Here is a 13,567-nt window from a genome sequence, read left to right on the forward strand (position 1 = left end):
CCGCGCCGTCCGGGGCACCGGCACGCGGCGCCGGCGCCGGTCGTCGCCGCGCCGGTGGCCGCGGACGGGCCGCTGCTGCAGGTGAGGGGGCTGGAGATCTCCTACGGCCGGCCCGACGACCCGACCCGCGTCGTCCACGGCATCGACCTCACCGTCGACGCCGGAGAGACGGTCGGGCTCGTCGGCGAGTCCGGCAGCGGCAAGACGGCGACCGCCCGGGCGATCCTGGGCATCCTGCGCGGCGGCCGCATCACGGGTGGCCGGGTCGTGCTGGACGGGGCCGACATCACCGGGATCGGCGACTTCTCGCCGGCGCAGCGCACGCGTCTCGGCATCGGCTACATCGCCCAGGAGCCCCATCTCGCGCTCGACCCGAACTGGACGGTCGGCGGCCAGCTCGTCGAGGCGCTGCGCCACGTCCGCCCGACCCTGTCGAAGGCGGATGCTCGCGAGAAGGCGCTCGACCTGCTGCGCAGCGTGCGGCTGCGCGACGTCGAGACCGTGATGCGGAAGTATCCGTTCGAGCTGTCGGGCGGGATGGCGCAGCGCGTCGTGATCGCGCGGGCGCTGTGCGAGGACCCGAAGCTGCTGGTCGCGGACGAGCCCACGACCGCCCTGGACGTGACGGTGCAGGCGGAGATCCTCGATCTGCTGCGCGACATCCAGAGACGCACCGGCATGGCCGTCCTCATCATCACCCACGACTGGGGCGTCGTGGCCGACCTGTGCACCAAGGCGGTCGTCATGCGACACGGCGTGGTCCGCGAGGAGGCGAGCGTGGCCGACATCTTCGCGCATCCCGGCGACGACTACACCGCTGCGCTGCTGGCGTCCAACCCGGCCATGATGGCCTCGCGCGGCCAGCTCCCCACGACCGATCTGCTGGAGGAAGGCCGACGATGAGCGACGAGATCTCGCTGCGGGTGGACGGGCTGAGCGTACGGTACGGGCACGGCGCCTCGGCCACGCAGGCCGTCGACGACGTGAGCTTCACGGTCGGGCAGGGGGAGACCGTGGGGCTGGTCGGCGAGTCCGGCTCGGGCAAGTCGACGATCGCCCGGGCCATCATCGGCCTGGCCCCGGTGTCGGCGGGACGCATCGAGCTGGAAGGCGCCGAGATCACGCACGCCCGAGGCGCCGCCCGCCGCCGCCTCGCCCGGCAGGTGCAGTACGTGTTCCAGGATCCCTTCAGCTCCCTCAACCCGACCCGCACCATCGGGCAGACGCTGCTCGAGGCGCTGTACACCCGCACCGACGTCTCGCACCGGGAGCGGGTCGATCTCGTCGACGACGTGCTGGTGCGGGTCGGCCTGTCCCCGACGGTGAAGGACAGATACCCGGGCTCGTTCTCGGGCGGACAACGTCAACGGATCGCGATCGCCCGGGCGATCCTGCCGCGTCCGCGCCTCATCATCTGCGACGAGCCCACGGCGAGCCTCGACCTGTCGATCCAGGCGCAGATCCTGGACCTGTTCATCGGGCTCCAGGAGGAGGTCGGGATCAGCTACATCTTCATCGCGCACAACCTCGACGTCGTCCGCGCGGTCTCGCACCGGGCGATCGTCCTGCGGGCGGGCCGGATCGTCGAGACCGGCGACGCCGAGCGGGTCGCTCGCGACCCGCAGGACCCCTACACCGCGGCCCTGCTGGCCGCCACCCTCGTCGCCGATCCGGCGGAGCAGGCGCGGCGGCGGAGCCTGCGGCAGGCCGCCGCCGCCGCGAGCTGACCGGCCGCCGGACCCGTCCCGCCCGGATCGCCCGCTCGGGGCGGAGGCCGCTCAGATCACCGCGGCCCGGGCATAGGCCTGCCGCGTGCAGACCTGCACGTTCCCGGCTCCCACGCAGTCGCCGATCGCGTAGAACTGCGCCGCGGCCTCGCCGTACGCCAGGGCCTCCTCGAGCAGGCGGCGTCGGCCCCCGCTGACGAGCACGTCGTCGACCGGGACGACGTGCTCGGCGCCCTCCTCGTCGACGTACGTGACGCCGTGGTCGCCCACCTCGACGGTGCGCGCGTTCACGATGCAGTCGATGTTGTCGTACCGCTCCCACTCCGGCGACTCCTCGAAGGACCCGTCGGGCAGCTCCTTGACGAAGCTCATCGTGACGTAGTGCAGCTTCGACGCGTCGTGCGCGATCTCGGCGCGGCGCGTCAGCAGGGTCACCTCGTGCCCGTGGCGGGCGAGGTGGATCGCCATCTCCGCTCCGGCCTCGGATCCGCCGACGATCGCGACGCGCCGGCCCAGCTCGGGCTCCCGCCCCCACATCTCGTCGACGATCGGGTAGCGCCGGCGTCCCTCGGCGTCGAAGACGCCATCGATGCCCGTCGGGGCCATCGGCTCCGCCCCGGTCGCGGCGATCACCGCGTCGAACCCGCGCGCGCGCAGCTGCTCCGGATCCGGCGCGCAGCCCATCACGACCTCGACGCCGTTCTGGTCCAGCTGCCTGACCAGCCACTCGCGGTAGTTCTTCAGCGGCCACTTGAACTCGAAGGCGTCGGCGTGCGCGAGCTGGCCGCCCAGCACATCCGTCTTCTCGTAGAGGGTGACCGTGTGACCGCGCTGCGCGGCCTCGATCGCGGCACGCATGCCGGCTGCGCCGCCGCCGACGACCGCGACCGACTTGGCGGTCGACGGCCGCAGCAGCTTCGGCAGCTCGTGCTCGAGCCCGAACGTCGGGTTCACCGAGCACACCGACACCCACGGCTCGGGGTCGGGGACGACCTTGCCGTGGCAGACGTTGCACTTCAGGCACGGGATGATGTCGAGCGCACGGCCCTGCTTCATCTTCTCCCCGTACTCGGAGTCGGCGATGAAGGCCCGGGCCACGCCGAACATGTCGCACGCCCCCTCCTCGAGGTACCCCTCCATCTCGTCCGGCTCCTGGAAGCCGCCGATCGGCGCGAGCAGCGCGGTGATCCCCTCGCGCTTCAGCCGCCGGGCGAAGCCGACGGCGGGATGGTCGCCGAACGTGAAGTTGTAGCCGGTGGGGTGCGACCTGGTGGCGTCCTGCTCCCTGATCTGGAGGATGTCGAGGTCGCGATCGGCGAGCCGGCAGTACTCGGCGACCTCGTCCGCGCTGACGCCCGCGGTGGTGCGGTGGCCGTATCCGGTCGGCTGCTGCCATGCGATCTGCGCCTCGGTGAGGAAGTCGCCGCCGAACTCGCGTTTCACCGCGGCGTACAGCTCGCGCACGAACCGCGACCGGCTCGCCATCGTCGTGCTGGCGTAGTCGTCGTCGCGGCTGTCCGGCTGCGGCACGATCTCGCGGTCGACGCGCATCGTCACCCCGTCGTATCCGAAGCTGCGGTACATCCGCATCTTGTCCAGGAAGCCCTCGACGACCTGCGGCAGCATCGCGGCGGGGATGGGGGCGTCGATCGGGGCATCCGGCCGTGCGCCGCCCGGCCCCTGACGCGGGCCGCCGTAGAGCGAGTACCCCTCGGGCCAGTCGATCATGGCCGAGACCAGCAGCTTCGAGCCGGAGAAGTGCACGTCCTCGGCGAGCAGTGACATGTAGTTCTGCACGGCCGGATGGCTCGGCCGGAACGACTGCATGTGCGCGATGTCGAGCTGCCACGGCCCATCGTGCTGGCGCGCGTTGTCCCACTCCGCGATCGTGATGACGGCGGCGCCGTTGCGGGCCACGGACGCGAAGTACGCGCGGAAGCCGTCGGCCGGGTACGTCTCGGGGCCCTGCAGGAAGTGCGGAGACGCGTTCGGGTAGAGCAGCCGGCTCTTGAGGATGTGGTTGCCGGCGCGGACGGAGGAGAACAACTGCGGGTAGGGCCGCACCGGTTCGGTCTGCATATCGTGCTCGATCTCTCGAAGTCGGACGGCGGGCGTCCTCGCCGCGCCGTCATGTCCAACGTGGTCACGCATGGACGGTCGTCTCCGCCGACACGTCCCGTCGCGCGGGCGGGTCGCGGAAGAGCAGCCAGCCCGACCACGCGATGACCAGACTCACGGTGACGGTCGCGGTGAACGACACCACGACCGTTCCGGATGCGGCGATCGCGGCGACGATCCCCGCGATCAGGAACTGCACCGTCCCCAGCAGTCCGAGCGCCGTGCCCGCCGCGTCCCTGAGGTCGCGCAGCCCGTAGGCCATCGCCGGGCCGAAGAGGAAGCCCATGCTGCAGGCGATGAGGGTCAGCGCCGGCAGGACCAGGGCCGGGGTGATCGCACCCGAGACGAGCGCCACCACCATCAGGAGCGCACCCGTGCTCTCGACGGCCAGCCCCAGCGCCATGACGACCTGCGGACGCAGCCGGCGCAGGAGACGGGCCGAGAGCAGCCCGGCGCAGATGAGCGCGATGCCGTTGAGCGCATAGGCTCCGGCGTACGTGAGCCCCGACATGCCCAGGGTCTCCTGGAGCAGGAACGACGACGAGGCGACGTAGGCGAACATGCCGCCGAAGCCGAACCAGATCACCGTCGCGCCCCGCGCGTACGCGCGCGAGCGCAGGGCTCGTCCGACACGCCGCGGGAGGGCGCGCAACGCAGCCGTGTCACGGCTCGATCGGCGCAGGCTCTCCGGGATGCCGACGATGCAGGAGACGAGACACGCCGCCGCCAGCAGCCCCAGGGTGATGAAGATGGATCGCCACCCCCACACCGAGGACAGCGCCACGCCGGCGAGGGGACCGAGGATCGGGCCCAGGCTGGTCAGGGTTCCGAGCATCGCGTAGGTGCGCGCGAGCCGCGCTCGGTCGACGCGGTCCGAGATCACGGCGCGTCCGGTCACGGTCGAGAACGACGCTCCGACGCCCATCGCCGCGCAGCAGGCCACCAGCATCGTCGCGTCCACGCTGAACGCCGCGCTCCAGGCTCCGACGGCCATCAGGGAGAGGCCGGCGCGCAACGGGAGGCGGCGTCCGACCATGTCCGACAGCGGGCCCGCGACGAGCTGCCCGGCCGCCATGCCCACGGTGTAGGCCGAGAGCGTGAGCTGGACGGTGGCCGCGGCGACGTCCAGGTCGCGCCCCATGTCGGGCAGCGCGGGCAGAAAGGCATCCGTGCCCAGCGGGCCCAACGTGGCCACGGCGCCGAGCGTGAGCAGGGGGGCGATCCCCACGCCGCCCGCCACGATCGCCGGCGCGGCGGCGCGCGCGTCCACCGTCACGCCGGCCGCCCGGCCAGGGGAGAGCACCGGCCGTGCTCCACGCGGGGGGACCGGGGCGGTCTCATCATCGGTCCGCTCCCTTCGTCGCCCGGCGGTCGTCTTCGATCAACGCTAGGCGCGCCCGCGCGGACCCGCCCCCACAGTGTCGGAATAGGAGCTATTCCGACGTCGCCGGGGAAGGACGCGTCCGGTGCGACTCCGGCATGCGACCGGCTTCGCCGTCGCGTACCGTGTTTTTCGGAGGAACCCGTGACACTGCTGTCGAATCGAGACCTCGACCTGCTCGTCTGTCTGCGCGTGCTGCTCGAGGAGTGCAACGTCACGCGTGCCGCCGAGCGACTGCAGATGGGGCAGCCGGCGATGAGCGTCGCGCTCTCGCGGCTGCGTCTCCAGTTCGGCGACGACCTCCTGGTGCGGGTGGGGCGCGAGTTCGAGCTGACGGCCTTCGCGCGTTCGTTGCGGTCGCAGGTCGAGCACAGCGTGTCGCTGATCGACGAGGTGCTCGGGGCGACCGAGCCGTTCGATCCGAGCACGTCGGTGCGCTCGTTCTCGCTGGTGGCGCCGGATCACGTCGTCGCCGAGCTGTGGCCGTCGATGGCGCGCATCGCGGCGGACGCACCGGGCCTCTCCTTCGAGATCGTCGCCGAGCCGGCGGAGCCCGTGACCAACGATCAGGCGCTGCTCAAACGCGACTACGTCACCGTCCCGCCGGCGGGCGACATGATGAGCGAGACGGCGACGCTCTACCGGGACCGCTTCGTCTGCGTGCTCGACGCTGCGAACCGGGAGCGACCCGCCGACGGCGAGCCGATCTCGTGGGACGCGTTCCGGCGGCTGCCGCATGTGGTGGCGAAGGCGGAGAAGGACTTCCGTTCACCGGTCGACCTGGTCCTGGGGGAGCTCGGGTTCGCGCGCGAGCCCGTCGTGCGGCTGACCAGCTACCTGCAGCTCCCGGCGGCCGTGGCCGGCACCGATCTCTGCGCCGTCGTGCCGGAACGGGTCGCACGACGCCTCGCCGCGGCCACCGGCACCGTCATCGCGGAGCTTCCGTTCGGGCCGATCGACAGCCTGACGGCGTTGTGGTGGCATCCGGCGCGGCGCGGCGATCCGGGCCATGCCTGGCTGACCGCACGGTTGATCGCGGAGTTCGCGGTCCCATGAGCGCGCCGCCACGGGTCGACGCCAATCTCATCGTCGTCCTCGACGCCATCCTGACCCACCGGCACCTGACGCGTGCCGGCGAGGCGATCGGCATGGCGCAGCCGACCATGAGCAGCGCCCTGGCGCGCCTGCGGGCACAGCTGGGCGACCCGATCCTGGTGCGCAGCGGGCGCGTCTCGCAGCTGACGCCGGTCGCCGAGGCCATGGCGCCCGCCGTGCGCAACGCCGTCGAGCAGATCGAAGCGCTCTACGCCGTGCGGACCAGTTTCGACCCGGCCACGGCGCAGCGGTTCTTCCTGATCGCCGCGTCGGAGGTGGTGGCCCGCGAGCTGGCCGCGCCGGTGAGGACCATCCTGCGAGAGGAGGGCCCCCACGTGACGGTGGACTTCGACACCGACCTGCCCGCCGACACCGCCGCCGTCGAGGGTCTGCTCCAGCGGCGGGACGCGGTCATCGCCAGCACCGACCAGGGCTTCCCCGGACGCACGCTGTCGCTGTACTCGGACCAGCTGGTCGTCGTCGTCGACCGGCGCAATCCGCGCCTGCGCGACGGCCGCATCGACATCACCGCTCTCGCCGAGATGCCCCAGCTGGCCGGCGGCGTGTATGCGCGCCGCGCGGCGGGGATGATGGCGGCGGTCGGGCTGGACGCCGTCGCGATCGTGACCGGGGCGCCCTCGCTCCACCTGGCGGAGATGGTGGTGGGCACGCCCTGCTTCGCCATCGTTCCGGCTCGCGCCGCCGCGCGTGCGGCGGAGGCGGGCGTGGTCGTCGCCGAGACGGACATGCGCCCGGCGACGATCGTGGAGGCGGCGCACTGGCACCCCACGCGCCGCGACGACGCGGCCCTGCAGTGGTTTCTCACCGTGCTGCGGCGGGCCGCGGTGAAAGTCGAGTTCCCGGACGGCCTCGACGAACAGGGGCGGTGAGCGCCGGCATCCGCGGGCCCGGCGCGGTTCAGCGCGACGCGAGGTAGGCGTCCTCTGCGTCGTAGGGGAACCAGCCGTCGGCGCCGTAGCGGGCGACGACGCCGGGGAACACGCTGGTCCAGTCGCGGCCCGCTGCTTCCGCGTCGTGGACGGCGGCGACGGCCCAGTCGATGTCCTCGCGGAGCGCGTCGTCGTACCCGATCGCCTGCTCGTACCCGAGCTCGGTGCGGGCGCGGCCCATGTCGAGCACGATGTCGCGCGGGATGCCCCAGGGGTTGAACCCCACTCGGCCCTCCTTCGGGCCGCCCGGGAAGGTCACGAACTCGGCCTCATGGCCCATGAGGGCGAAGACCCGCCGCCCGATCTGCTCGACGGTGAGGGCGTCGTCGTCGGCCGCGTTGAGCACCCGCTTCCCGGGCTGCTCGGCGGCCAGCTGGATCAGCCGCGCCACGTTGTCCGCGGCCGACGTCGAGAACCGGCTCTTCCCGTCGTAGGCGAGAGGGACCACGGTGCGCCCGTCCAGGGCACGCTTGATGAACGACCACTGGTGCAGCGACGTGCTGTACGGCCCGTGCAGCGTGCCCGGTCGCAGGATCGTGACGGGCAGGTCGTCGGCGGCGAGCAGGGTGCGCTCGAGGTCGGCCTTCGCCGATCCGTAGTCCGTGCCGCCGGGAGGCAGGGTCTGCCACTCCTCGGGGATCGGCACCGGATACTCGGGGAACTGGTCATCGCCCTCGGCGGTCTCGCTCGTGGTCCCGTTGCTGCCCTGATAGACGGCCCCGGTCGAGATGACCACGAGGGAGGCGGTCTCGCCGGCGAGGCCCGTCAGCTGGGCGCCGTGGGCGGGGGTGAACGCGACCGTGTCGACGACGAGGTCCTGCCCCGCGGCCGCGGCGTGCACGGCGGCGGTGTCGTTGCGGTCCAGGACCGTCGACCGCACGTCGAGGCCGGCGAAACGGGCATCCACCGTGTCTCCGGACCGGCTCGCCAACGTGACCGACCACCCCGCCCGGCCCAGCCGCGCTGCCGCCGCCCGACCGATCTGACCGCTCCCACCGATGATCAACGCACTCTTCATCGCGTCCGTCCTCCCGCTTGTGTGCCTCCAGCCTGGGCGAGGATGCCCGGTCGACGCACCCGCTCATTCCGATAGCTGCCATGCGCCCGGCCGGCGCACGCACGGGGCGCGCGGAGGAGAGATCGTGATCGCTCCAGCCGTGCCGATGATGCGAGGTGTGCAACGGTGAGGCGCCGGTGCTCGGCTCATCGCAGGATGCCGGAGGTCGTACCCTAAGACGGATGGCCCACGCAGACGAGGTGTACGCGATCCTGCGTGCGCGGATCGTGACCCTCGAGCTGCCGCCGGGCACGCAGATCAGCGAGCGCACTCTGGCGGCGTCGCTGGGGTACGGCCTGACGCCGATCCGCGATGCCCTGGCCCGGCTCGAGCTGGAGAGGTTCGTCGAGTCCGTTCCTCGGGTGGGCACCAGGGTCACCCGGCTGGGCGTCTCGGACATGCTGGAGATCCTCGACAACTGGGCCGTCCTCTGCGCGGAGATCTACTGGCAGGGCGTCTCGCGTCTGTCGCCGGCCCAACGGGAGCGCGTCATCGCGCTCGGCGGTCGGACGGAGCAGCTGAGGGCCGCGCCCGTGGCAGAGGCGGCAGGGTGGACCCCGCCGGTCGCGTCAGCTCGCCGCCCGCACCCGCAGCACGTCGAACTGGGACGTGGCCGGGTTCACCGCGTCGCTGACGTCGACGTCGGGTCCGGAGATCCAGATGTCCGGGGCGTTGCTCACCGGGATGGTGAGGGCCTGCTCGTTGATGTACTGGATGATCGCCTGCCAGTCCGCCTCGCTGTTCGACGCGTTCGCCGCGGCGACCATCGTGGTGATCTCGGAGTAGTCCTCCCCGAGCGGGTTCAGCACGGCGTTCGGCGCGTAGACCGCGCTCACGAACTGGGCGACCGTGGCCTGCGCGTTCGGCAGCGCGATCCCCGCGATCGTGCCCGACGTCATCGCCGAGAGCAGCCCCGCGATGTCGGGGACGGAGTCGATCTCCAGCGTGATGCCGACCGCGTCGAGATACCCGCCGACGGCCTGGAGCAGGGTCTCGCTCACGTCGCCGGCGGTGACGGCCACCGGCAGGGTGAACCCGTCCGCGTACCCGGCGTCGGCGAGCAGGGCCTTCGCCTTGTCGACGTCGTAGGGATAGGTGTCCTCGAGCGCCTCGTCGAAGCCGAGCCAGGTCGCGTTCGCCGCCTGCACCCGGGGCTGGGCGTCGGAGCCGTAGACCGCCTGCGTGATCGCGTCCCGGTCGAGGGCGTACATGAGCGCCTGCCGCACCTCGAGGTTCGCGAGCGCGGGGACGACCTCGCCCTGGGTGTCGATCAGCTCGAGGCCGATCCAGGCGGGGAGCCCGACCGTCAGCGTCAGGTCGTCGTTGGCGGCGACGGTCTGCGCCCATGTCGTCGACACCGAGGAGAACACGAGGTCGACCTGGTCGGACAGCAGCGCCGCGGTGCGTGACGACTCGCTCGTGAGCACGGGCGCGTCGATGCTGTCGAAATGGATCTGCGACTGGTCGAAGTACGTGTCGTTGGCGACGAGCGTGTACTCCACCCCCGACGCGATCGTGTCGTACACGTACGGTCCGGCGCCGTGCGACTCGGTCTCCAGCCGCGTCGGATCGGCGATGCCGGTCGGGCTGATGGGGGAGCCGCCGTAATAGGTGTCGGTGAGCAGCATCGGCAGGTTCGGGTTCGGCGAGGCGCTCGTGTAGCGCACGGTGAGGTCGTCGACCTTCGCGATCGTCACGTCGCTGTAGTTCGAGGCGTTCGGGCCTCCGGTCGCGAGGAAGTAGGCGTACGAGTCGACGACGGCGTCCGCGGTCAGCGCGTCCCCGTCGGAGAAGACGAGCCCGTCGCGCAGCGTCACCGTCAACGAGGTGTACGTGTCGTCGTCCCATGACCAGTGGTCGCCGAGGAGCCCCACGTATTCGCCGTCGTCGTCGACGGCGAGCAGCGACGCGTAGGCCAGCCGCGGCAGCGTCGCCGCCTGGTTCACCTTGGCCGGGTCGAGGCTCTCCGGGTTCGTCGTCGGGAAGCGGAGCACGTCGCCGCGGGAGCCGGTGGCGCTGGCGGTGCTTCCTGTCGCGCCGCAGGCCGCGAGCGACAGCGTGAACGACAGCGCGACGGCCACGGCGGCGAGCAGACGGATGACGGGCCGGGGTGAGCGAGGCATGGGACTCCTTCGTCACGGATGCGGGATCCGGTCGACACCGACCGGTTCCAGCGACGCTACCGACGCGCCCCGGATCGTCCGCGCACGCCTGCTGATGGGTGCCATCAGCGGCGGGCGCGATTGATACCTGACATGCGAAACCGTGCGCGGCGGCGGTCGCGACGATTGCGAGCATGTGGCGAGGCATGCACGGCGGTGTGCGTGCACGACGACTCCGTCGCGGCGGGGTCACGCGAGAAAGCGAGTCATCCGGATGACGACGACCTCTGCCGGCGAGAACGACGGGCTCGCGCCGCTCGCCGCCTACCTCGGCGCCACGGCCGGCCCCGCCGACGCCGCACGCGAGCCCCTCACCATCGGGTGGGTGACCAACGCCGCCGGGCCGTTCGCCCAGCCCGATGTCGACCGGGTCATGCTGACGGCCGTCGCTCTGCTGAACGAACGGTTCGGGGGCGTCGGCGGCCGCCCGCTCGCCGTGCGCAGGTTCGGGGTGGACGGCTCGGACGACGAGAGCGCCGCGGCCGCGGCCGAGCTCCTCGCCGACCCCGCCGTCCGCCTCGTGCTGGAGGGCAGCATGGGGCTGGGCGGCGCGGCGCTGCACCGTGCGCTCGGCGGCCGGATCGCCGTCGCCGTCATGTCGCCCATCGGCCGTCATGATCTGGCAAGTCCCGGCGCCTACTGCCTGACGGCGGGATCGGCCGCGCCCGCGCCCGCGTTCGCGCACTATCTGACGAACGTGCTCGACGTGGACGAGGTCGCCGTCGTGCGCGTCGCGTTCGACCGCACCTCCGACCCGATCGAGGCGGCGATCCGCGACGCGATGGCCGCTCGCGGCGGCGTCGCCCGCGTCGGCTACTACGGCGCCCTCGGCCGGTCCCCGCTGGGCTGGACCGACCAGACGGGCGTGGACCGCGCCGTCGCCGATGCCGGCGTCCGCGACGCGCAGGCCGTCGTCCTGCTGGCGATCCCCAACCCGGAGACCGTCGCGCTCAACGCCCGCGCGCTCGAACGGGTGGGTTATGACGGCCCCGTCCTCGCGCTGCCGTTCGGCCTCACCGAGCAGCTGGCCGACGAGCTCGGCGACCTGCCGCGCTGGACCTACATGGCGCCCGACCCTCTCGTGGCCGCGCCCGACCCGACCGGGCACGTGGCCGCCTACCTCGCCGCCATCCGGCAGCACCTGCCCGGCGTGGACCCGGGTGACCTGTTCATGACGTCGGTGCCGGCCTTCGGGTCGGTGATGACGCTCGCCCGCATCCTCGCCCCGCTCGCGGACCGCGAGGTGGACCGGGATGCCGTGCGCGCGGCGATCGCGCAGTACCGCGGACCGGTGTTCCTCGGGCCGCCCGCCACGCCGGTGCGTGCCGATCCCGACGAGATCGCGGTCGGCACACGCGCCGCCCGCTGGTACGGCTACCGCGGCGACGGCGAATGGAGCCTCGTCGCCGACTGGGCGGAGCCGCGACCCCATGCCGACGGCGGGTGCGAGAGCACCGCAGCCACACCCCAGGAAGGAAATCCCACATGATCGGAAGACTCGGATGGCGCACCGGAGCCGGCATCGCCGCCGCGGCGCTCGTCGCGCTCTCGCTCACCGCCTGCAGCGGGACGAGCACGAGCGACTCGACGAGCGCACGAGGAGACGTGCTGCGGGTCTCCACGCAGACGATGGAGAGCATCAACCCGGCCCTGTCCAACCAGGCGGCGCAGGTGCCGCGGCTCGCGTACGAGTCCCTGCTCGACACCGACGACGACGGCACGGTCGTCGGCCAGCTCGCCGAGGACTGGTCCTGGGACGACGACACGTACACCTCGCTCACCCTCACGCTGCGCGACGGCCTGAGCTTCTCCGACGGCGACGCCCTGGACGCGGACGCCGTCGTGGGGTCGTTCGAGTACTTCGTCGGCGCCGGCGGCCCGAACGCCTCGCTCTACGGCGGCATCACGAGTGCGAAGGTCGACGACGACACGGTGCGCTTCACCAGCGAGGTCGCCGACCCGGACCTGCCGCTGCTGCTGACCGGCACCTATTTCGGGGGCAGCGTCATCAGCCCGACCGGCGTGGCCGACCCGACGCTGCTGGAGACGGAGTCGCACGGCATCGGCCCCTACGTCTACTCGGACATCCAGGTCGGCTCCGAATACGACCTCGTCCCCTCCGACACGTACTACGACCAGTCGCGGATCCACTTCGACTCGGTCGAACTGCCGGTGATCTCGACCGAGTCCGCGCAGACCGCCGCGCTGCTGAGCGACCAGGTCGACCTCGTCTACTCGTCGGTGTCGACGTCGTGGTCGAGCACGCTGGCCGCGCACGACGACCTGACCGTGACGCTGGGCACGCCGGCATGGCTCGGGTTGGAGCTGCTCGACACGCAGGGCGAGGTCGTCCCGGCGCTCGGCGACGAGCGGGTGCGGCAGGCGATCATGTACGCGCTCGACCGTGACGCGATCACCACCGCCGTGTTCGGCGGCCTCGCCGGGCCTCGCGTACAGGCGGCGAACTCGACGTGGCTCGGCTTCGACGACGCCCTCGAGTCGACCTACGCCTACGACCCCGACGCGGCGAAAGAGCTGCTGTCCGAGGCCGGATACGCGGACGGCTTCACGATCCCGGTCGTCATCACCGGGGAGGGCGTGGCGTCGACGTTCATGCAGGCGATCGACGGGTATCTGTCGGCCGTCGGCATCCATCTCGACATCCAGACCGTGCCGGACATCGCCGGCTTCGCGGCGGCGCTGGCCACCGGGACGGTCGCCGGTGCGGCGATGCCGATGGCACAGTCCAGCGTGTCGCAGTTCATCGACTTCTTCTATGGCGAGAACGCGGTCATGAACCCGCTCGGGCAGGTCGACGACCGGCTGGTGGCGCTCACCGAGACGGCGCGTGCCACGAACGCGGAGAGCGACTGGACCGCGGTGCTCTCCTACATCGACGAGACGGCGCTGACGGTGCCGATCAGCAGCACGCCGGACATCTGGGTCTCGGCGGACACGATCGACGTGAGCGCGGCGCACAACCCCGCCACCAGCGGGTTCGACATCACCGACGTGGTGCCGGCGAGCTGAGCGGACACGAGAGCGGGGCCCGGCCGGAGATCTCCGGCCGGCGATAG

10 protein-coding genes and 1 pseudogene are annotated in these 13,567 nt (G+C 71.9%); 7 read left to right on the forward strand and 4 right to left on the reverse strand.

What is annotated here, in order from left to right:
* Positions 1-903 (forward strand): ABC transporter ATP-binding protein (locus QM626_RS00515; RefSeq protein WP_415072800.1); only part of this gene is annotated, 903 nt, incomplete at its 5' end.
* Entirely contained in the window at positions 900-1,727 is an 828-nt protein-coding gene (locus QM626_RS00520; RefSeq protein WP_415072802.1) for an ABC transporter ATP-binding protein, read from the forward strand. The genes QM626_RS00515 and QM626_RS00520, both read left to right, overlap by 4 nt.
* Before the next feature lie 51 nt (positions 1,728-1,778).
* Here QM626_RS00520 and QM626_RS00525 read toward each other — a convergent pair whose 3' ends face one another.
* Positions 1,779-3,806 (reverse strand): FAD-dependent oxidoreductase, encoded by a 2,028-nt coding sequence (locus tag QM626_RS00525; RefSeq protein WP_415072804.1) that lies wholly within the window; start codon positions 3,804-3,806, stop codon positions 1,779-1,781.
* A gap of 64 nt (positions 3,807-3,870) precedes the next feature.
* Positions 3,871-5,121: a Bcr/CflA family efflux MFS transporter gene (locus QM626_RS00530; RefSeq protein WP_415072806.1), complete on the reverse strand. Its 1,251-nt coding sequence runs from the start codon at positions 5,119-5,121 to the stop codon at positions 3,871-3,873.
* Positions 5,122-5,370: 249 nt separating this feature from the next.
* Between QM626_RS00530 and QM626_RS00535 the strand changes: the two genes are divergently transcribed.
* Together QM626_RS00535 and QM626_RS00540 are read left to right on the forward strand one after the other, a co-directional pair.
* Positions 5,371-6,282, forward strand: a complete 912-nt coding sequence (locus QM626_RS00535) for a LysR family transcriptional regulator (protein ID WP_415072808.1) — start codon at positions 5,371-5,373, stop codon at positions 6,280-6,282.
* Positions 6,279-7,211: a LysR family transcriptional regulator gene (locus tag QM626_RS00540; protein ID WP_415072810.1), complete on the forward strand. Its 933-nt coding sequence runs from the start codon at positions 6,279-6,281 to the stop codon at positions 7,209-7,211. Before QM626_RS00535 ends, QM626_RS00540 begins: the two co-directional genes overlap by 4 nt.
* 28 nt (positions 7,212-7,239) lie before the next feature.
* Here QM626_RS00540 and QM626_RS00545 read toward each other — a convergent pair whose 3' ends face one another.
* Entirely contained in the window at positions 7,240-8,289 is a 1,050-nt protein-coding gene (locus tag QM626_RS00545; protein WP_415072812.1) for an NAD-dependent epimerase/dehydratase family protein, read from the reverse strand.
* Between the two features lie 221 nt (positions 8,290-8,510).
* Between QM626_RS00545 and QM626_RS00550 the strand changes: the two are divergent.
* Positions 8,511-8,693 (forward strand): annotated as a pseudogene (locus QM626_RS00550) (GntR family transcriptional regulator); the annotation flags it as partial.
* Positions 8,694-8,897: 204 nt separating this feature from the next.
* Here QM626_RS00550 and QM626_RS00555 read toward each other — a convergent pair.
* Positions 8,898-10,451: an ABC transporter substrate-binding protein gene (locus tag QM626_RS00555; RefSeq protein ID WP_415072814.1), complete on the reverse strand. Its 1,554-nt coding sequence runs from the start codon at positions 10,449-10,451 to the stop codon at positions 8,898-8,900.
* 253 nt (positions 10,452-10,704) lie between these two features.
* Between QM626_RS00555 and QM626_RS00560 the strand changes: the two genes are divergently transcribed.
* Together QM626_RS00560 and QM626_RS00565 are read left to right on the forward strand one after the other, a co-directional pair.
* Positions 10,705-11,979, forward strand: coding sequence for an ABC transporter substrate-binding protein (locus QM626_RS00560; RefSeq protein ID WP_415072816.1), 1,275 nt, complete (start codon positions 10,705-10,707; stop codon positions 11,977-11,979).
* A complete protein-coding gene (locus tag QM626_RS00565; RefSeq protein WP_415072818.1) occupies positions 11,976-13,520 on the forward strand; it encodes an ABC transporter substrate-binding protein in 1,545 nt (514 codons plus the stop codon). The genes QM626_RS00560 and QM626_RS00565 overlap by 4 nt, the downstream gene beginning before the upstream one ends.
* Positions 13,521-13,567 lie beyond the last annotated feature (47 nt).

Source organism: Microbacterium sp. (assembly GCF_047606385.1).
Taxonomy (GTDB): Bacteria; Actinomycetota; Actinomycetes; order Actinomycetales; family Microbacteriaceae; genus Microbacterium.

Excerpts from the sequence above, each read along its gene's own strand:
- QM626_RS00520 (WP_415072802.1), top strand. The coding sequence starts at position 900 with ATGAGCGACGAGATCTCGCTGCGGGTGGACGGGCTGAGCGTACGGTAC.
- QM626_RS00525 (WP_415072804.1), bottom strand. The coding sequence starts at position 3,806 with ATGCAGACCGAACCGGTGCGGCCCTACCCGCAGTTGTTCTCCTCCGTC.
- QM626_RS00540 (WP_415072810.1), top strand. The coding sequence starts at position 6,279 with ATGAGCGCGCCGCCACGGGTCGACGCCAATCTCATCGTCGTCCTCGAC.
- QM626_RS00545 (WP_415072812.1), bottom strand. The coding sequence starts at position 8,289 with ATGAAGAGTGCGTTGATCATCGGTGGGAGCGGTCAGATCGGTCGGGCG.
- QM626_RS00555 (WP_415072814.1), bottom strand. The coding sequence starts at position 10,451 with ATGCCTCGCTCACCCCGGCCCGTCATCCGTCTGCTCGCCGCCGTGGCC.
- QM626_RS00560 (WP_415072816.1), top strand. The coding sequence starts at position 10,705 with ATGACGACGACCTCTGCCGGCGAGAACGACGGGCTCGCGCCGCTCGCC.
- QM626_RS00565 (WP_415072818.1), top strand. The coding sequence starts at position 11,976 with ATGATCGGAAGACTCGGATGGCGCACCGGAGCCGGCATCGCCGCCGCG.